Below are 19,337 nucleotides of genomic sequence, written 5' to 3' on the forward strand. Positions count from 1 at the left end.
TCGCGCACCTAATCCTCAGCCATTTCACGCCTGGAGATTTTACAAGCTAAGTTTTCCAAGACAGGGAAAATTGGATGAGTTGGCCGAGCTCCCTTTCCCCGGCGAACCGAAGACCGGTATTCGTAACGGGTAGCTCGGTACACGACGAGAAATCATGTCAGGGACCAAATCCCGCGCTAAGGCTGGTGAGTGAGGCTGAGAAAATGCCGTTCTTTACCCAGAAAAAAGTGCACGAAGTTCAAAGTTTTGTTCTCAAGTTTATCAACAGTCATTCGGAAGTGGCCGAGTCGATCGAGCTTGGAAAGCGACGGGAGTCTCGTGCCCGATTGTGCGTCGTGGCGCTGCTGATACCGTATGACGCCAAGACGATCCCGATTCATGAAAAATTGCCAGTGATTACGAAGGAATTCTCTTCCACCGGGATGTCCGTGATTCTGTCCGAACCCCGCGGGTACGACCGGGTGGTGGTTGCTCTGAAATACCAGGGGGAAATGCGATTCATTCTTGCCCGGGCCGTACATCTGACGCCCATGGGTGGCGGCTTCTTCCAACTCGGGCTGGAGTTCCTGCAGATCCTTCACCCGGGCGACCATCCCGAACTCCGCGAGGTCGTCTTCTAAAAGCAGGAAAGGCGTTACCCGGTTTGGGCAACACCTCGCCAGGCCACCAACTTGCCCGGGCTATGGGCTCGGGGTCGGAGCGCAACGTTCTGATTTACTACCAACGAAGGCTAAACCCAAATCTCGGTCCGTAGATTCCGATCCCGCCGTGGCTGTGCGAGTAACCATAGTATCGAGGCCTGTGGCAGTCATCGTACCGGGGAGGCACTATGATCACGGGCGGATGGTAAGGATGGGGCTTTACGATCAGAGGTGGCTGGATATGGCGGGGATGATGGTAGCCATACCAGTAATCGTCATATTCATGAATAAACGAGTAGACGCCGACTCCGAAGGTTGGGCCTCGACGGTCACCTCGTCCCCAGTCGTCGTGCCCGAGCGCACTTTGAGCGCCAGCCAGGCCCACCAAACAAACTGCAGCCAGTAGCCATTTTCCACACATGACACCCTCCTTTTCCGACAGAGCTCTCTTGATCTGGGCCACGCAACCAACCGACATCCTGCTGTATTGCATATCCCGTGCCAAGATTGGTCGCTGATCCGTAAGTGATGAAAAGAAAAAGAGATAACGATGAGTGCACGAATTCACCGTGCCGGACGAGCCAACCCCGGCGCAGCATTAATGACTGCGCATGCGCATCTTCAGCGCAGCGCTATCGAGCGGAGCAATCTCAGTCGGTCGCAATCGCGTGGCGCTTCCCATTATGAGATCGTCTCAAAATCCGGAATGTACCAATAATTCCGAGTGAGCACGATAGAAGTGGGAAACAATTGTTTGGCCGCGGGGCAATCGATTCACTACTTTCAGGGGTCACTATGTTGCGGCGGCTCGAAGCTCCTCGATCTTCCGGCAGATCGCGTCGGCCATTTCCTGCGTGCCAACTGCTGTCGGGTCATTACGATCCGGCTTGAGATCGTAGGTCACGTATTTCCCTTCGCGGATCACCTCGGCCACAGCCCGTTCGAGCAAGTCGGCCGCTTCTTTCTCGTTTAAATAGCGGAGCATGAGAACTGCGGACAAAATGAGCGCGGTGGGATTAACCTTGTTAAGTCCTTTGTATTTCGGGGCGCTCCCATGTGTAGCCTCAAAGACTGCGCCGTTTTCCCCGATGTTGGCCCCCGGTGCCACGCCGAGTCCGCCCACTAGTCCGGCTGCCAGGTCACTGATGATGTCCCCGTAAAGATTTGGGAGGACAAGCACATCGTAGAGTTCGGGCTTTTGTACGAGCTGCATGCACATGTTGTCCACAATGCGGTCTTCGAATTCGATATCCGGAAACTCCTGAGCGACTCGCCGTGCCACATCGAGGAACAATCCGTCAGTGAATTTCATGATATTGGCCTTGTGCACGGCCGTGACTTTCTTGCGATTGTTTTCCCGAGCATACCGGAAAGCGAATCGCACGATACGCTCGGTCCCCGAAATGCTGATGGGTTTGATAGAGATGCCCGTTTCTTCGGCTCCCGTCTTTACTTTTCGGTCGGTAGACAAGCGGTTGATGGTGCTGATCAGTTCAGCAGTATTGGGCTGGCCACGCTCAAATTCGACACCCGCGTAGAGATCTTCCGTATTTTCGCGAATGATTACCAGGTCCACCGGCACGCGTTCGAAAAATGTCCGCACTCCGGGATAGTATTTGCACGGACGCACGCATGCATACAGACCTAGTTCCTGGCGAAGATACACGTTAATGCTGCGGAAGCCGGTTCCGACCGGCGTGGTGATCGGGGCCTTTAAAGCACAGCGAGTCCGCCGGATGCTTTCCATCGTCGCCTCTGGGAGTGGCGTCCCGGTCCTTTCCATGACATCCACCCCGGCTTCCTGAACATCCCAGCGAATTTCGACACCGGTGGCATCCACACAACGTCGAGCCGCAGCGGCCAATTCCGGCCCGGTTCCATCGCCGGTAATGAGAGTCACCTCGTGAGCCATGCTTTTTCCTTTCTCATCAGGCCAACGTGTTTATGAGACGGTCAGAATCGGCACCCATTTACCCGAACGAGATTCACACTCGCGCAAATAGGGATCGCGCCAGCAGGCCGCTCCTGGCCGATTCGAACCGGAGCCTTTCCCGGGCAATTAGCACAATGACACATGGCGAAATTTAAATGGTAACGATTTTTCGCCGGCCGTGGGAGCCGCCCCATGCGGTGCCTTTGACGACCACATGCTACCGACGCTACCGATGTCTGTTTTTTGCAGGACTGCGTATCCCGCCGGGACCGCTGCAACAATTTTTCGACCAGCGGCAACGAATCATCCCGGATAATCAGCCTATTGTGGCGAAACTGTGCCGAAAGTCGAACATGCCGCCGAGGTTCTGGAGGAGAAAAACTGGGCGGATTATAATAACGCTCTTGCCGCTCCAAAATCGGACGGCGCGTTTGGTCCATAGTATCCCTCCCTACGCGGGGACGAAGAAACGCCCTCAAGATTCCCCGCGAAATCAAAAATTTGTCTCCAGCCAGGGCTGGGATGAACCGCGGACACGGAAAGGCCGTAGCTTCCGTAAAACGACTACTGCAGTGGCGAAGCGGGGCCGACTCGTGCATTCCCAATCGGATGATTGATTGATCGGACGCGGAGATGTAGTTTGGGAGAACACAATTATCGCCGTGGAGCCGAAAGGTCATGAAAAAAGATGGTCGGTTGATGATTGAGGCGGACGGCCTCTGTAAGTATTACGGAGACTTTGCCGCCATCGAGAATGTAACGTTCCAGATTCGAGAGGGGGAAGTGGTGGCCTTCCTTGGGCCAAACGGTGCAGGGAAGAGCACCACCATGAAACTGTTAACCGGCTATCTGGCTCCCAGTGCTGGGACTGCTCGGATCGCCGGCTACGACATGACGACCGAGGAGCGATTGGAGGGCGCTCGCCACCTCGGTTATCTGCCTGAAAACGGCCCACTTTACGCGGACATGACACCCATCGGGCTGCTGCAGTTCTTTGCCGATGCCCGGGGAATCCCACCCGCACAGCGGCGGCAGCGAATCACAGACGTGGTGGAGTTGTGCGGCCTAGAGGAAGTGTTGGGTAAACCGATCGCGAAGTTATCCCGCGGATATCGGCAGCGGGTGGGGATGGCCCAGGTGCTCCTTCATCAGCCGGATGTCCTCATCCTAGACGAACCAACCGCCGGACTTGATCCCAACCAGATTCATGAAGTCCGAGAGACAATTCGCCGTTTGATGGCGGAGCGGAAGACAATCCTCCTTTCCACCCACATTCTTCAAGAGGTGGAAGCCATGGCCACGAGAATCCTTTTTATCAATGAAGGCCGGCTGGTTTACGATGGGCCAGTCGAGGAGGTCATCCGTACCGGGAAGCGGCTGGACGAATGGTTCAGGGAACTGTCATTGAGCGAACAAGTGGCGGCCTGATGGGTCTGAGGCGGCGCGAATTCAGACGGGCTATCTCAATGGAATGCGACCCGCCTACAAACGCAGATTGTCTACAGAAGGTACTGAGTCCTGATCAACACAGAACGAAAGTCCAACAAAGCAATTTACCAAGATTGAATAGACACTGTCCGGACGTTGAGGTGTCGAGCGTATGAATACGAAAGTCTTGCTGGCCGTTGTTAAACGGAATTTCGTCAGCTATTTTGCCAGTCCGACTGCTTACCTGTTTATCTGCGTGTTCGTCGCTCTGAGCACCATGGCCGCATTTTGGCCCAATGAGTTTTTCGATGCCAATCTGGCCAATCTGGATCAACTCAACAAATGGTTTCCCTATGTGATGCTCGTTTTCATTCCGGCCATCACGATGGGCATCTGGGCCGATGAGCGGCGCCAGGGAACAGATGAGCTTCTCCTGACTATGCCGGCAACAGATTGGGAAGTTGTCCTTGGCAAGTTTTTTGCCGCAGTGGCGATCTTGACTGTGTCGCTGGGCTTTTCTTTCATTTGCAATTACGCTGTGTTACGGAGTTTGGGCAACCCGGACTTCGGCCTGTTCGTGGCAACCTACCTGGGCTACTGGTTGATGGGCCTGGCCATGCTGGGAATTGGCATGGTCGCCTCCTTTTTTACAGCGAATCTCACAGTAGCTTACATCCTTGGCGTGCTGCTCAATGCGCCTGCCGTCTTTTTGTCCTCAGCAGATGTCATCCTGCGCCAGGACCTTGCCATCCGTGCTAAAGCGTGGAGCATCGCCGAACAGTTCGCCAATTTCGGACGGGGTCTGATCACGCTTTCCGGCCTGGCGTATTTCGTGTTTATCGCGGCAGTGACACTGTATGTTGCCATGGTGTTGATCGGCCGGCGACATTGGCCAACAGGCGAATCCCGACTCCCTTCCGGATTGTTCTTCGCGGTGCTCCATCTTGCCTGGCTGGGAAGCTTCGCACTGCTGGGGAGTATCTTTGCCAGCAAATTGGGCGGTTCCACATTCTGGATCATTGGTCTCGTGATCGGCTATTTGATCCTCCATGCCGCTTTCCTGTACATTTGGCAACAATTCCCGCGGAAAGAAATGATCACACCGATTCACTTCGTGGCACCCATAGCCCAAGTGATAACGGTTATCGCAGCCGCGGTTGTCGCCATCCTGTGGGGAGAGAAACTCAACACAGGATGGGTCTTTTGGACGCTCATGGCGATTCTCATTGCCCTCCATGTGCTCTTCTTCGTAGGTTGGGCCACTTTTCCTCGCGCCGTCTCGCTGATGCCGGCCCATTTTACGTTGCGAACCGTGGCATTGGGCGCGGCGAGCTTGGGTCTTGTGGCCGTTCTTCAAGCGGCCGACGTGCGTCTCGATATCACCAGCGAAAAAATCAGTTCGCTGTCGCCCCATACTCTCCAGATTCTGCGCTCGCTGGACCCCAAGCATGTCGTCCAGATTGAGGCCTTTATCAGTCCGGAGGTTCCCGAATCCTACATTCAGACGCGTGCGAACCTCATCAATTTACTGAAAGAATTCGAAGCCAGGGCCAAGAACGTCCGGGTCCGCATCAACAACACGGAACTGTTCACGGCGGAAGCCCAACGGGCGGCGGACCGATTCAACATTACGCCTCAGCGCGTCTTCGCGCTTCAGCAGGGTCGATGGACGGAACACAGGATTTTCATGGGCTTGGCCTTCATCTGTGGGCTGGAGAGAGTCGTGGTCCCGTTTGTGGATCGGGACATTCCTGTGGAATATGAGTTGATCCGGTCCATCGCCACCGTCACACAGCAAAAGCGAAAACGAGTGGGCATTCTCACCACCGATGCGCAGTTATTCGGACAGTTCAGTTTCCAGGGGGGAGAAGAGCGTTGGCCCATTGTGGACGAGCTCCAGAAGCAGTACGAGGTCGTACGCGTCGAACCCGCGGACCTTGTCACCAACGACGAAGAGTGCGAAAAGGCAGGCATGAAAGCGCTGGGCCTCACAGATGCCAGTGAGGAGAAAATCATCGAACGTGGCCGAGAACTGCTTGGTCTGAATGTCCCGAAAGACAAACTGACAGACCAGCAAAAGGAGCAGTGCAAGGCGAAGGTCAAAGAGGAAGCGATGAAACTGGGACGGTGGGACGTCCTCCTGGCTGTTCAGCCCAGTACTCTCGCGCCGGAGGATCTGGACCGATTCGTCGCAGCCATCAGTTATGGCCAGCCCACCGTCATCTTCGAAGATCCGATGCCGTTATTCGCATCCAACGTGGCTGGCACGGGTCAGGAACGAAGGCCACCGCAGCAAATGATGATGTTTGGCATGCGTCCCTTGCCAAAAGGCGACATTGCCAAACTGTGGCGGAAGCTGGGAATCGATTTCACGGCCAATGAGATTGTCTGGCAGAGGTACAATCCATATCCGAAATTCCAGCTTTTTGAAGAGAACCCTGAATTTGTCTTCGTCAACTGGAGCTGCGGCGCTGAGGAACCGTTCAACCGACAAATTGCGGCGGTTGGTGGGCTGCAACAGGTTCTGTTCCCATTCCCCGGTGCGATCACTAAACTCAACAGCTCCACGATGAAATTCACACCTCTGGTGCGAACGGGCCGCGTAACGGGTTTAATTAACTACGACGACATTTTCCGAATGGACTTCCTCACCGGCACGCGGGAGCTCAATCGAAATCGCGAATTTCGTCCCACCCGCACGGAATACATCCTGGCCGCCGCTATCGAAGGCAAACTTCCAGAAATCAAAATTACCAAGGCTGAAAACAGTTCCAACGGCGACCAGAATTCTGAGAAAGTTGAAGAAGTTCCCAATAAACAACATGACGTGAAAGTGGTGCTGGTCTCGGATATCGATATGCTTCATGAGACCTTTTTCCGTCTCCGTCAACGTCAGGACCTCCCCGGTCTCGACATTAAACTGAGTTTCGACAACGTCACCATGGTCCTGAACCTCATTGACTGGGTGGCGGGGGACGACCGATTCATTGACATCCGCAATCGCCGGCCCAAACATCGCACCTTGACCACCATTGAGCGGGCAACGGAGGCGGCTCGCGCTCGCGCGGCTGAGGAACGCCAGAAACTTCAGGAGGCATACAACAAGATCGAGCGCGAAGAAAGGGAAAAGCTCGAACAAAGTGTCAAGAAACTCGAAGAGGACATGAAAAAGCAAAACATCAGCCTGGACGAGATTCTCCGACGGGTCGCGATTGCTCAGGAGCAGGGTGAGCGCCGCCTCAATGCCCGCATGGAAGAAGAACGGCAAAAACGGGACCGGGCCCTGGAACGGATCGAAACCGAACTCAGCCTTTACGTGCGGCGTTTGCAGAATTTCTACAAGATGGTGTCCGTGATCATCCCACCGCTTTTCCCGCTAGGGCTCGCCGTGGTCGTCTTCGTGTGGAGACGGGCCAAAGACATGGAGGGAATCCCAAGCTCTCGGCGGGTGCGACGATCTTCGACCGCGCAGACACCCAGCAAAGCTGCGGTAACGAGTTCGGAAAAGACCTGATGGCTACTTCAGGGATCAACCTCTGGCACCGTCACAACTGAGTAATGGAACAAATCGAAAGCTCGATTTCACACCAATTATCCTGAAACAAGCCGACTTATTCGTGACAGCGACATCCTGCGAGGGAGTTGAGGAGATAAGCAGCGATGAATAACGAACTCAAAAAAACGCTGGTCTTCATCGGTGCAACGTCGGTCATCCTCATTATTGCGTGGTGGAACCATTATACTCCAACTACGAATATCAAAACCGAGTTAAGGGGCCAACTACTCTGTCCGAATCTCACCGACGCCCTTGCAGCTACCAGCTTGGAAATCTTCGAATACGATCCCAACGCAGTGCGGATTAAGAATTTCAAGGTTGCCCAGATCAACAACCGCTGGTGCATCCCCAGTCATGAAAACTACCCCGCGGATGCGAAAGAGCATCTAGCTCAGGCCGCCACTGCGCTCATCGGTGTTAAGATCCTGGATGTGGCGAGCGAGTCACCCACCCAGGACGAGCTTGTTATGTATGGCGTCGTCGAACCGACGAACGATGCCATTAAAACCGTTACTCGGGGAGTGGGGAAACGGGTTGTATTCCGAGACGGAAGCGATAAGGTCCTTGCCGATGTGATTATCGGTAACAAGGTACCCGACCGCGAGGAACTGCGCTATGTGCGCGTGAAGGGGGCGGAGCCAGTGTATATCGTTAAATTGTCTGATGATAAGTTTTCCAGCGAATTTGGTGACTGGATAGAGAAAGATCTTCTCCAGCTTAATCCTTGGGATATTCGAGATGTGCAATTGCACGATTACTCGTTCGACCCGGTAACAGCCGGCATTACTCCCCGATCGCAGGTTGTGCTTTCCTATGATGACTTGGGCAATCCCCGCTGGAAACTCGTCCGCAGCCTGATCTTTGACCTCGACAAAGGCACGTGGACACCTCGTGAACTGGCCCAGGACGAAGAACTCGACACAGCCAAGCTGGACGGATTGCGAACAGCGCTGGACGATTTGAAGATCGTAGACGTACGGCGTAAACCGCAAGGCATCAGCGCGAGTCTGAGTGCTGACGGATCCGTCAAGGCCAATAAAGAAACGGCTGCTTCTTTGGGTGAAGCAGGGTTTTTCCTCGCGTCGGCCCAGCAATTTTACCAAATCTTCCCAATGATCGGACAGCGACAGATTAAACCCGGTGATGTGGAAGTGATTTCCAGCGAGGGAGAAGTTCGCGTGGGAATGAAGGATGGTGTGCGGTACCTTCTCCGATTTGGCCGAGTCGTTGAGGGACAGAGTGGAAACACGGGATCGTCGGGAGTCAATCGTTATCTGTTTGTGGTGGCAGAATTCGACCCTGAACTGATCCCCAAACCCGAGCTTGAGCCCCTCCCAGAACTGCCGGCAAATAACACCGGCGCCCCCTCGCAGCCTTCGGGACAGCAATCCGCGTCCAGCAGCGAGCAAAAAAGCACCGTTGCGGCAGAGGAAACAAGCCAACAGACCACGGTGACCAAATCGACCGGCGAACAAAACGCACCGGCGGGCAACGCTCAATCGTCGCCCGCAAATGCTCAACAAACAGCCCAGGAAGCGAAAGGACAGGTTGCAGGTTCTGCAAGCGGTCAAGCAAAGTCTGACACCTCACCGCAGAGTGGGCAGCAGAGTGATCAAGCGCAGAAAAAACCGGAGAACATCAAAGCAGAACGAGAGCGGATTGAAAAAGAAAATAAACGCAAGCAGGACGAATATCACGAAAAAATTAAAAAAGGCCAGGAAAGGGTTAAAGAACTAAATTCCCGCTTTGCAGATTGGTACTATATCATTTCTGACGAGGTGTATCGCAAGATCCATCTCGGTCTTAGCGACATCATCAAGAAGAAAGAACAGCAGACGGAACAAAAGTCCGATCAGACCAGTCAAACACAACCGGGCGCGAGTGAAACAGGCGAAAAGCAACCCTCTGCCCAAACACCGGCAACTCCGTCCGAGACCAAGTCTGAGAGCGCTGAAAATCAGAAGCCCGCGGGCCAACAACCTGCTCAGCCACAGGCTTCAGAGACGTCGGCAAAAGCGAATGACAGCGGCGCTCCATCCCAACCCGAGCAACAGCAGGCCCCATCCGATACATCCCAACAAAGCGGCCTGCCGCCAGCAGCGTCTCCGCCCGCGGAACAGAAGTGAGGTCCCTTTCCCTCTGTGACCGCTTGCCTTGGCCTTTGGTGCCACGAGTTGGAGCGCTAACCGGACCGCCAGAGTCTCCCTCTTTATTGTCGCCACGAATGGCGAATTCTCCCGGGTATGATGTAGCGGCTAATCATTTCCCCGCGGTGCTGGAAGGGAACCACTTGCCACCCGGATTAACCGTGATAATCTGGTCAGCGGGTATGTTTTCGATGATGTCATGGCCGCCGCCGTGCCAGAAGACCTCAAGGCGATCCACACGTTCGTGGCTGCCCAATCCGAAGTGCAGCCGTAAACCCCAATGACTTTGATATCCCCGCCCCGCATGGACCTCGTCATACTGAACAAGGTCACCCGCCACAACCTTCACCCGGCTGCCCACTCCGAAACAATTCTTTTCCGGCCGCCGGAGGTCAATCTGAATCCAGTGATTATCTGTTTGTGTTACATTTCGCAGAATGTCAGCGGAATCCTGGGAATTCAGAATGACAACATCTACGCGACCGTCCAGATCAAGGTCTGCGAACGCTACGCCACGCGTTGATTTTACCAGCTTCGGCAGATCGCCAGCGGTCGCACTCACGTCCACAAATTTACCACCGTCATTCCTGAGAACGGAGTTTGCCACCCGATACGCTGTGGTATCGTCTATCTCCCCGATCCTGTCATTAATATGGCCGTTCCCGATAAAGATGTCTTTATCCCCATCATTGTCAAAATCCACCAGCCCAACGCCCCAATTGACGTAGGGATATACCCTTCCACCTGCACCAGAACTGAAGGTTGCGTCCTCGAAGAATCCCTTGCCCTCGTTTCTATAGAGAACCGGCCATTCGTTTTGATAATCCGACATAAACAGGTCCAACCACCCATCATTATTGTAGTCTCCGCAATCAACTCCCATACTTGCGTTCTCATCGCCGTAACCGTTGTACGCAACACCCCTTTCCAAAGCGGATTCTGTGAAACGGCCCTTGCCATCGTTAATAAAAAGAAAATTCGCCCGAACATCGTTTCCCACAAAAATATCGGTATCGCCGTCATTATCGAAATCGCCTGCCACCATACCCATGCTTGTCCCCGCCACCTTTCCGATCCCTGAAACCTCCGTCACATCGCAGAACGTCCCATCGCCATTGTTTCTATAAAGAGTATCTTTATCAGGAGGATATTCCTCAGGACTTCCGTATACCGGAACACCTGTCAATTGATGAAAAACGTGCTTGCTTTCATCGAACACAATATAATTACCTACATAGAGGTCGAGCCACCCATCAGCGTCAATGTCAAGAAAAAGGGCACCCGCTCCTACCCGCAACCCATTGTCCACGCCGGCTTCGCTAGTTACGTCAGAAAAGGTTCCATCTTTATTGTTTCGATAGAGTACATTCCTGCCGTAATTATTCACAAACAAGTCGAGAAACCCGTCATTATTGTAGTCCCCTGCTACCACCCCCAACCCGTAACCCGTATCACCCACCCCTGCCTGGGCAGTCACATCCGTAAAATGCAATCCACCATTATTCCGGAATAATTTATTCGTGGGTTTTTCCTGTGTTGGGCAACCAGCAAGCGGAGCGCCGTTGAGGAAGTAGATATCGTCATCTCCGTCACCGTCGTAGTCGAAAAGACACAGCCCTGCCGTTACTGTTTCCACAATGTAATATTTGCCACAGCCACCGTGCGTATGTCGAAAGTGGATCCCACTTCGTTGAGTGACGTCCTGGAAAACTAGCGGGACGGGCTCCTCGGCCCAAAGCCCCGTAGGGACGAACAATTGGAAGAGAGCACCCAAACCAATAATTCCCAGGGATCGCGCGATTTTACGGAAATAAATTAAGGCCAAGGATAGACGGTTATATTCCATGTTGCAAGAACCGAGCCAATTTTTGGGCGAGGTCATGAGAAGGGTCCATCGCTAGCGCTTTTTCGACATTTCGTCTGGCCTCCTCCAAGTCACCAACTTCTGCACAGGAGACAGCCAGCACGATGAAATAATCGGGCCGCGGAGATAATCGCACCGCTGTTTCGGCCAGCCGTCGGGCCTCTTCAAGGTTTTCTCTTTTTTGCAAGTAGGCCTGCGCCAATCCAGCATAGGCTGCATCCACTTTGGGGTCCAACGCGATTGCCCGTTCGAACGAAGCAACGGCTTTTTCGAAGCTTCGCATCTGCAGATAGAACATACCCTGCGCAACCTGATGAGCAGGGTTACGAGGTTCCAGCTCCGCGAGTTCCCGCAGGATGGCAAGCGCTTCAGCGGCCCGCCGCTGCTGCTGATATAGAACCACCAGTGCTTGCCGAGATGCGACATCCTTCGGCGAAAGAGCTGCGGCCAGCAGCCAGCATTCTTCGGCCCGGTCGGAGACACCGTGATTAGAAAAAATAACTCCGGCCTGATGAAGGATACTTGCCACTGTCTGACGCACGAACTGGTCACTTTCTATCCGCAAGATAGCGGCGTTCGCTTGTTGATCGCGCTCCTTCAGTTTCTGAAAAGTCTCGCGATGCCGACGAGCCCCAGCCGCATCCCCAAGCCTTGCCAAACTCACAGATAGTGCATAATGGGCCTGAGTGAACTCTGGACGCAGTCGTACGACGTCTTTCAGAACATCCCGTGCACGGTCGTGCTGCTGCTTCCGCTGGTACGCCTGGGCGAGTAAAAAGAGCCCCTCCGGTGCTTCGACTCCAAGAGCTCGTCCGGCCAGCACAGTCGTGATGACCTCTTCCAGACGGCCCTGTTCCAGAAGGATACTGGCCAAAAAATTCCGCAGCGAGACAGCACGGGGATGGACGGTTAGCCCCTGCCGTGCCATCTTCTCTGCTTCAGCGTGCTCCCCGCGTCGCACGAGGACCTCCACAATCTCCTCGTACGCCGGCAAGAAATCTTTCTTCAACTCCAAACAGTGATGCCATATCTTCAACGCCTCATCCGTGTCGCCAGAAAGACGGTACACCTGGGCGTGAACGTGTTGCGCGTACACGTCATCAGGAAATCTCCGTGCAAGCTCATCTGCTACACGATGTCCTTGTGCCTTCATCCAGTCACCGGTGAGCGGTGAAGGGAGCTCAGGCCATTTGATGTGAACCGCCTCCTGGGAGTTACCCGACTCATCAGATGGGGCTGGTCCCCACACAGCCATAGAGGCGGAATGTGCTTGCGCCTGCGACTCTCCCGAAGCTGTCCGCACGGAAGAGCTGGAATCGCGTCCATCGGCGGATTGACGCTGGCCGCAACCCGGAGACAGCGTCAGGACGAGGATGGGGGCGATCGCGAGGAAAACTGGCCGTCGCCAAAAGGTACCCATCTCAATCTTCGCGTTCCCTGTGCGCATAAAACACCCAAGCCGACACCTCTGTGCCCCAGCTATCCAATGTGCGCTTTGTGGTCATTTTATCCTGAAGAAGGCACTATCGAAATCCGCTGGCCCCATCGCCTGGTCAGAAGTTCCGCAGAAAAGATAATGTACTTTAACGGATTTCGTCGCGGTTTTCGTAAGCAAGTTCTCGACATAGGGCGAAGTCCCATGTTGATTGTCTGTCTTTATTTGTACGAGCAACCGGTGGACGACATCTGTTTTCAAACTCCGGGAGGAAAGTTATGGAATGCCGAAAAGAGCGAAATCTATCGTTGTGCACGTGTTCTTACGATCCTTGTCCGCGGAAAGGACTTTGTTGCGAGTGCCTGCAGTACCACCTGAAGAAACGCCAGCTTCCCGGCTGCTGTTTCCCGCCCGCGGCGGAAGCGACTTACGACCGATCGTTCGAGCACTTCGCACGGTTGGTTCAGGAGAAAAAGGTCTAATTTTTCATCATTTGAGTGACTAACCATATTCTCCGCACTTTGCCCATTTACTACACGCCTAGTCCGCCGGTGCCACGGACGCTCCCGGGTCTGGTCCGCAGCCCGGGCGTCCTGTTAAAGACACTTCAAGCTTTCCAAAGAAGATACCCGAGCAATCTCCGGGCAAGCCGGATGCCGATTGCGGTGGCAAGCTGGCGCGATGTGGCTCGGTGACTGTTGCCCCCTCATTTGGGGACAGTCTATTGCCATTATTGCGGGAATTTTCAAATGCTATATTTGTACAGGCATTAGACCATCTTTGTTTACTGAAACGAGGGGACATTGGAAGCCCCCAAAATAAGCCGAAAAGAAAGTGCATCTGTTTGAGCAATTGCCGTTCCACGGAGACCCCGGAATGACAAGGAAATCCAGAACGCGGTTCGCAGGAGCGCTTGATCGAAGGCGGCGAGCCGGCCTTTTGGCGATTCACTATGCGATGATCTTTTTTCTTGCAGCGGCCGTGGTCCTCAGTTTAATCGTGTCGCTCGCGCCCTCGCTAGGCTGATCGACCTGCCACCCGATAATAACTCGTTTTCGCTGCCTCGTAGATCTACAGCCTCTAAAGAGGTGGCTGAAGTGGCTCACCAGGCGGTGCCGTGTCACATCGTGTAACGCTGCTCGAGAACCGCGGTGATCGAGTCGTACTCTAAGGCTGTTTCTAAAGCTGCCTTTTTGAAGATTTCAAAAGCCTCCTTTTTCAACGCCGAGACATCAATACGGCCTTTCAACTTCACGGAGAAAAACTCGGCACTATCGAGGATTTCCTCTTTACACTCGTTGGCCAGGCCAATAAAGCCATCCAGGTCCACCCCAAAGTGTTTTTCCAACCATTGGCGGGCTCTTGGCAGAAGTGGTGACCGGGGCATCCATAGTACGTCAGCGAGCAGCGTCCCCGCATGAACTGCCTGCAACAGCGGGGTATTACATCGATCTGGTTGGTGATGGCAAGATGCGGCTGAAGCCAACGGATTGGGTAACCCCCAGCGGTCGAGCAAGCATGCCCCCAAGGTTGCGTGATCGAAGCCGTAGTGTTCTTCCTCCGCCACTGGAAGATCTTGGCAATGTCGGTGTTTGAGGTACAAGTTCAGATATTTTCTGGTGTCCACCTGGCAAAACGTCAGAACGCCGATTTCGGCCAGAAGCCCCGCACAGTAAGCATCTTCGGGATTGGTAGCGCTTTCTCGTCGGGCAAGTTTTCCCGCCACCACGGCGGTCGTCAGTGCCCGCCTCCAAAAATCATCGAATACTTCCATGGGTGTGCCCCGTGTCAGCCTGTGGACAAGTCCAAAACTCAATACGGCCAACCGCAGTGATCGTGCCCCAAGCAGCATGATCGCCTGCCGAATATTGGTGACATTGCGGGGCAGCCCAAACGCGGATGAGTTGACCAGCCGCAAAATGGATGCGCTCAAACCTGGATCTGATTCTAGGATGGACTCCACCTCATGAACATCGTAGTCCGGATCTTTGAGGATCTGAACTGCCCGCCAGGCAGCCCCGGGTGAAGAATGAAGTTCGTCCAGTCGGGCCAGAATCTGCGCTGGACCACATGGTGCCGCTGCACAGGGTTCCGACCCCACGGGATGCTCATCCGCACCCCGGGAAAAGATTTGCGGCTCTTGCATGTCACAACCTCTACTTGCCGTCTCAATGCGGCAAAAAGGCCATCACCCAGACGAGGTAGCACATCACTCGTTGAAAGTATAGCTTACTCAGCGGATCCCGTGCGGCTCTTGCCAGTCGGGCTGAAACCCCGCACCCCAACACCGTACGTCTGCGCACGAAGTGGTTCGACGTACCGATCTCGATTCAGGGAAAAAGCGGGACTCTTGTTTTACCGCGGGTGACGAATTATCGTGATGAAGGATTCAAACATATGCACGCTTTGCCCCGTCACAAGATCATCAGGCCTCCCAAAATTGCTGGGTGCCTACGGATGAAGTTTTTGCAGGACGTGTGCGGTTCGTTACCATCTCACCGATAAGGCCCACCGAAGTAATGGAGGAATTCGCTATGAGTCGCCGGAATGCCTCACTCTCCCGCCGGGATATGCTTAAAACGTCGGCAGCCGCGATTGCTTTGCCGACGATTATTGCGCGTTCTGCGTTGGGTTCAGCCGAGCAACCAGCCCCCAGCGAACGGCTCACGCTCGGCTTCATTGGAATGGGAAAACAGAATCAGTATCATCTCGATTCGTTTCTTCGCATGCAGGACGTTCACGTTCTGGCCGTCTGCGAAGTAGATACGACGAGAAGAAACTTCTCCGTCGAAAAAGTCAATAAAGCTTATGGCAACAAGGATTGCGCTGGTTACAACGATTATCGTGAGTTGATCGCCCGAAAGGATATTGACGCCGTGGTCATCGCCACTCCCGACCACTGGCACACGCATCCCATCGTGGACGCCTGCAAGGCGAAGAAACACATCTACTGCGAAAAACCATTGACTCTGACCATCGCTGAGGCGAAACTGTGCATCGATGCGGTCAACAAGTATGGGGTTGTCTTTCAGACGGGTAGCCAACAGCGTTCCAGCCGAGAATTTCGGATTGCGTGCGAGGCTGTGCGAAATGGCCGGATCGGAAAAATTAAACAGGTCTACGCGGCGGTGGGTGGACCGAGCCGCTGGTGCGACCTGCCCGAAGAACCCATGGAACCCGGTCTCGATTGGGATATGTGGTTGGGTCAGGCCCCGATGCGGCCATATAACTCAGTTCTCAGCCCACGCGGAGTTCATAATCACTTTCCAAATTGGCGGGCATATCGGGAATATTCGGGCGGTGGCATGACGGACTGGGGTGCCCATCATTTTGACATCGCTCAATGGGGCCTAGGCATGGACGATTCAGGGCCGGTGGAAGTGATCCCTCCCGATGATCCCGAGAAAGGCCAGGGAGTCCGCTGGATTTACGCGAATGGCGTCGAGCTCATTCATGGCGGATATGAAGGTCGTGGAGGAGTCAATTTTGTCGGAACCGACGGCGTGGTGTACGTTGATCGTGGAAAGCTTCAAAGCTGGCCCGAGGACGTCGTCAAGGAACCACTCAAGGACAGTGAAAAAATCCGACTCTATGAATCGCCCGGTCACCACCGCGACTGGCTGAATGCTATTCGGGAGAACCGTCAGCCCATTTGCCCGGTAGAAGTAGGGGCCCGCTCTGTAACGGTTTGTCATTTGGGTAATCTCGCTTACTGGACGGGCAAGCGTCTGAAATGGGATCCACGAAACTGGAAATTCGTAGAACCCGCCGAGGCCAATGACTGGCTGGACGGGATTCGCAGAGAACCTCGCCGGGATCCCTGGCAGTTGCCCAGCATCTGAAACCTCGCCTTCAGATGTTAAGAAAACGAATGAACAAGTCGCTGCCTACCCAACTGGTAGCGGGCGAGCTTTCGTATGTGGACACCTGCATGGGTTTCGTGTGCGCGGCCAAGGCCTCGCAATCTCGACGCTCAATAGTCGTTCCGGTATGCGTTTATCGCTAAAAACTGGAGCGACGCATCGATCTTCTGTTGCGAAATCCGAGCTCCCGCCGTAAGCTAGTTAAGCTAGGTGGGCGAACTGCTTTTTATGGAAGTGAATGACAATAGGAGAACGTGCGCATGGACGAGCCCTGGCAGGGAGGCGATAATGGCAGCCCGAGAGAAGGGAATCGGCTCCGACTGGTCTGCATGGCGCGCCGTCGTTCCGCGCTCGAATCCCAACTGAGGCGGAGCGTGTCACGGGGACGGTGGTTTTTGCTCAATCGGCAGTATCCGGATGGCCATTGGCGGGCCGAACTGGAAGGTGACAGCATCCTCGAAAGCGAGACCATTCTCGTACTAGCTTTTTTCCATCGAGAATCGAGCGAATTGGTTTCGCTTTTGGCATCGCGGCTTCTCGAGACACAGACACCGGAAGGGGGGTGGACTCTTTATCCGGGTGGTCCTCTGGACTTGAGTGCCACCGTTAAAGCCTATTTCGCCCTCAAAATCGCGGGGTTTGACCTGAATGCCGAGCCCATGCGCCGGGCTCGGGATGCCATTCTTGCCCGGGGTGGGGCTGAGTCGGTCAATAGTTTCACCCGGTTTTATCTCGCTTTCCTTGGACAAATCCCCTATTCGGCCTGTCCTGCTGTTCCGCCGGAGCTTGTGCTCCTGCCCCGCTGGTCTCCGATCAATCTTTATTCGCTGAGCGCATGGTCGCGCACCATGGTTGTGCCGCTTTCCATCATCTGGGCATTGAAACCCGTCCGAAACCTTTCACCCGAAAAGGGAATTCGCGAACTATTTCTTACCCGCCCGGAGAATTGGCCTCTGACCAGGGGATCACGGTCGGGACCTCTGGAGTGGTTCTGGAGCAGATTCTTTTCGGCTGTTGACCGCCTTTACAAGCTTTTCGATCGTCACCAGATTGTGCCATGGCGTAACAGGGCCCTCCGCACCGCCGAGTGCTGGATTCGGCAACGCCTTGAGGGAAGTCATGGTCTGGGAGCAATCTATCCCGCCATGGTCTGGAGCCTTATTGCTCTTAAGGCCCTCGGATATGACGAGGAAAGTCTGCTGATGAGGGCCGGATGGCGGCATGTGGAAGAACTGATCATCTACGGCGACGACAATCAGACGGCCCGCGTGCAGCCCTGTTTATCTCCCGTTTGGGACACGGCATTGGCCATCCGCTGTTTGAGGGAAGCGGGGCTGGGGATCGACCATCCATCTTTGCGGCAAGGCGTGCAGTGGCTCCTGGGGCGCCAGATTCTCAAGCCCGGCGACTGGTCTGTTCGAACCCAGGCCGAACCCGGCGGATGGTGTTTCGAATATGCCAACGATCATTATCCGGACTGCGATGACACCGCTGCCGTCCTGCTGGCACTGGCGAGCCTCTTCCAGAACGAAATCCCTCACGCGGATCTGTTCCCTCCTCAATGGGAATTGATCCATCAACCAGTCCGAAGTAACGGCCAAACTAACCGTTCCAGCAATTTATCCACCGACCGGGCGGAGATGCTATCCCGAGAGGAAGTGCTTGCCGAAGCAACGGGTGCAATCGATCGCGGGCTTAAGTGGCTGCTTGCCATGCAGAACGATGACGGTGGCTGGGCGGCTTTTGATCGAAATAATTGCTGTCAGGTTCTTACCCATGTTCCCTTTGGCGATCACAACGCAATGATCGATCCGAGCACGCCGGACGTGACAGGGCGCGTCCTCGAGGCTCTCGGGACTCTTGGTTACCGCCTGGGGCATCCGGCGGTCGATCGCGCCGTGCATTATCTCAGAGCAGTTCAGGAGCCAGACGGAAGCTGGCTAGGAAGGTGGGGAGTCAGCTACATTTACGGCACCTGGCTGGCCCTTGCAGGCTTATGTGCCGTGGGTGTCTCCGAGAATGATCCCTGTGTGCTCGCCGGCGCGACGTGGCTTATCGGACATCAACTTCCCGATGGCGGCTGGGGAGAAACACCCGAAACGTACGACAATCCCGCGAAGCGCGGAGCGGGCCCAAGTACTCCGTCGCAAACAGCGTGGGCCATCCTGGGTCTGTTAGCCGCTGGTAAGTCACAACACCCCGCTGTTCTGCGAGGCGTGCGTTATCTGCTCGATCGTCAACAGAGTGACGGCACTTGGCAAGAAGAAGCCTTCACCGGAACAGGATTCCCACGTGTCTTTTACCTGCGGTATCATCATTATCCTGTTTACTTCCCGCTGATGGCACTGGCACGGTTTGCAGCCACCAACGCACCTTATCTTGAAGAACTCGACCTTCCTGAACTGCGTGTGCTCGTTCCCGATGAGGATAACCCGTCCTCAGAGTTGCGAAGTGCATAAAAACTGTCAAG

General features: G+C 54.6%; 12 protein-coding genes. 7 read left to right on the forward strand and 5 right to left on the reverse strand.

Going from position 1 to position 19,337, the window contains the following annotated elements; all coding sequences use genetic code 11:
- Positions 1 to 203 precede the first annotated feature (203 nt).
- The gene (locus ABJK56_RS08345; protein ID WP_347244207.1) at positions 204 to 620 is read left to right on the forward strand and encodes a hypothetical protein; all 417 of its coding nucleotides are present in this window, start codon (positions 204 to 206) and stop codon (positions 618 to 620) included.
- 97 nt (positions 621 to 717) lie between these two features.
- On the opposite strand, the gene ABJK56_RS08350 is transcribed toward ABJK56_RS08345, so the two are convergent.
- Both ABJK56_RS08350 and ABJK56_RS08355 read right to left on the reverse strand, forming a co-directional pair.
- Positions 718 to 1,062, reverse strand: a complete 345-nt coding sequence (locus tag ABJK56_RS08350; protein ID WP_347244208.1) for a hypothetical protein — start codon at positions 1,060 to 1,062, stop codon at positions 718 to 720.
- A 372-nt stretch (positions 1,063 to 1,434) separates the two neighbouring features.
- Positions 1,435 to 2,553: an isocitrate/isopropylmalate dehydrogenase family protein gene (locus tag ABJK56_RS08355; protein WP_347244209.1), complete on the reverse strand. Its 1,119-nt coding sequence runs from the start codon at positions 2,551 to 2,553 to the stop codon at positions 1,435 to 1,437.
- A 699-nt stretch (positions 2,554 to 3,252) separates the two neighbouring features.
- On the opposite strand from ABJK56_RS08355, the gene ABJK56_RS08360 reads away from it, so the two are divergent.
- The 3 genes from ABJK56_RS08360 to ABJK56_RS08370 all read left to right on the forward strand — a co-directional run bounded on the left by ABJK56_RS08360 (position 3,253) and on the right by ABJK56_RS08370 (position 9,684).
- Positions 3,253 to 4,002, forward strand: a complete 750-nt coding sequence (locus ABJK56_RS08360; RefSeq protein ID WP_347244210.1) for an ABC transporter ATP-binding protein — start codon at positions 3,253 to 3,255, stop codon at positions 4,000 to 4,002.
- 172 nt (positions 4,003 to 4,174) lie between these two features.
- Positions 4,175 to 7,516, forward strand: coding sequence for a Gldg family protein (locus ABJK56_RS08365; RefSeq protein ID WP_347244211.1), 3,342 nt, complete (start codon positions 4,175 to 4,177; stop codon positions 7,514 to 7,516).
- A 146-nt stretch (positions 7,517 to 7,662) separates the two neighbouring features.
- Positions 7,663 to 9,684, forward strand: a complete 2,022-nt coding sequence (locus ABJK56_RS08370) for a DUF4340 domain-containing protein (protein WP_347244212.1) — start codon at positions 7,663 to 7,665, stop codon at positions 9,682 to 9,684.
- Between the two features lie 133 nt (positions 9,685 to 9,817).
- Here ABJK56_RS08370 and ABJK56_RS08375 read toward each other — a convergent pair whose 3' ends face one another.
- Together ABJK56_RS08375 and ABJK56_RS08380 are read right to left on the reverse strand one after the other, a co-directional pair.
- Positions 9,818 to 11,587: a CRTAC1 family protein gene (locus tag ABJK56_RS08375; RefSeq protein ID WP_347244213.1), complete on the reverse strand. Its 1,770-nt coding sequence runs from the start codon at positions 11,585 to 11,587 to the stop codon at positions 9,818 to 9,820.
- The gene (locus ABJK56_RS08380; RefSeq protein ID WP_347244214.1) at positions 11,541 to 12,989 is read right to left on the reverse strand and encodes a tetratricopeptide repeat protein; all 1,449 of its coding nucleotides are present in this window, start codon (positions 12,987 to 12,989) and stop codon (positions 11,541 to 11,543) included. Before ABJK56_RS08380 ends, ABJK56_RS08375 begins: the two co-directional genes overlap by 47 nt.
- Before the next feature lie 219 nt (positions 12,990 to 13,208).
- Here ABJK56_RS08380 and ABJK56_RS08385 point away from each other — a divergent pair, with 219 nt between their 5' ends.
- Positions 13,209 to 13,382: a hypothetical protein gene (locus ABJK56_RS08385; protein ID WP_347244215.1), complete on the forward strand. Its 174-nt coding sequence runs from the start codon at positions 13,209 to 13,211 to the stop codon at positions 13,380 to 13,382.
- Between the two features lie 742 nt (positions 13,383 to 14,124).
- Here the strand turns inward: ABJK56_RS08385 and ABJK56_RS08390 are convergent.
- The gene (locus ABJK56_RS08390) at positions 14,125 to 15,150 is read right to left on the reverse strand and encodes an HDOD domain-containing protein (RefSeq protein WP_347244216.1); all 1,026 of its coding nucleotides are present in this window, start codon (positions 15,148 to 15,150) and stop codon (positions 14,125 to 14,127) included.
- 388 nt (positions 15,151 to 15,538) lie between these two features.
- Here ABJK56_RS08390 and ABJK56_RS08395 point away from each other — a divergent pair, with 388 nt between their 5' ends.
- Positions 15,539 to 16,846 (forward strand): Gfo/Idh/MocA family oxidoreductase, encoded by a 1,308-nt coding sequence (locus ABJK56_RS08395; RefSeq protein ID WP_347244217.1) that lies wholly within the window; start codon positions 15,539 to 15,541, stop codon positions 16,844 to 16,846.
- Positions 16,847 to 17,127: 281 nt separating this feature from the next.
- Positions 17,128 to 19,326, forward strand: a complete 2,199-nt coding sequence (locus ABJK56_RS08400; RefSeq protein WP_347244218.1) for a terpene cyclase/mutase family protein — start codon at positions 17,128 to 17,130, stop codon at positions 19,324 to 19,326.
- Positions 19,327 to 19,337: the final 11 nt, after the last annotated feature.

This window comes from Thermogutta sp. (genome assembly GCF_039793925.1).
Taxonomy (GTDB): domain Bacteria; phylum Planctomycetota; class Planctomycetia; order Pirellulales; family Thermoguttaceae; genus Thermogutta.

Coding starts and splice junctions, on each gene's coding strand:
- ABJK56_RS08345 (WP_347244207.1), top strand. CDS start 204: ATGCCGTTCTTTACCCAGAAAAAAGTGCACGAAGTTCAAAGTTTTGTT.
- ABJK56_RS08350 (WP_347244208.1), bottom strand. CDS start 1,062: ATGTGTGGAAAATGGCTACTGGCTGCAGTTTGTTTGGTGGGCCTGGCT.
- ABJK56_RS08355 (WP_347244209.1), bottom strand. CDS start 2,553: ATGGCTCACGAGGTGACTCTCATTACCGGCGATGGAACCGGGCCGGAA.
- ABJK56_RS08360 (WP_347244210.1), top strand. CDS start 3,253: ATGAAAAAAGATGGTCGGTTGATGATTGAGGCGGACGGCCTCTGTAAG.
- ABJK56_RS08365 (WP_347244211.1), top strand. CDS start 4,175: ATGAATACGAAAGTCTTGCTGGCCGTTGTTAAACGGAATTTCGTCAGC.
- ABJK56_RS08370 (WP_347244212.1), top strand. CDS start 7,663: ATGAATAACGAACTCAAAAAAACGCTGGTCTTCATCGGTGCAACGTCG.
- ABJK56_RS08375 (WP_347244213.1), bottom strand. CDS start 11,587: ATGACCTCGCCCAAAAATTGGCTCGGTTCTTGCAACATGGAATATAAC.
- ABJK56_RS08380 (WP_347244214.1), bottom strand. CDS start 12,989: ATGGGTACCTTTTGGCGACGGCCAGTTTTCCTCGCGATCGCCCCCATC.
- ABJK56_RS08385 (WP_347244215.1), top strand. CDS start 13,209: ATGTTGATTGTCTGTCTTTATTTGTACGAGCAACCGGTGGACGACATC.
- ABJK56_RS08390 (WP_347244216.1), bottom strand. CDS start 15,150: ATGCAAGAGCCGCAAATCTTTTCCCGGGGTGCGGATGAGCATCCCGTG.
- ABJK56_RS08395 (WP_347244217.1), top strand. CDS start 15,539: ATGAGTCGCCGGAATGCCTCACTCTCCCGCCGGGATATGCTTAAAACG.
- ABJK56_RS08400 (WP_347244218.1), top strand. CDS start 17,128: ATGGACGAGCCCTGGCAGGGAGGCGATAATGGCAGCCCGAGAGAAGGG.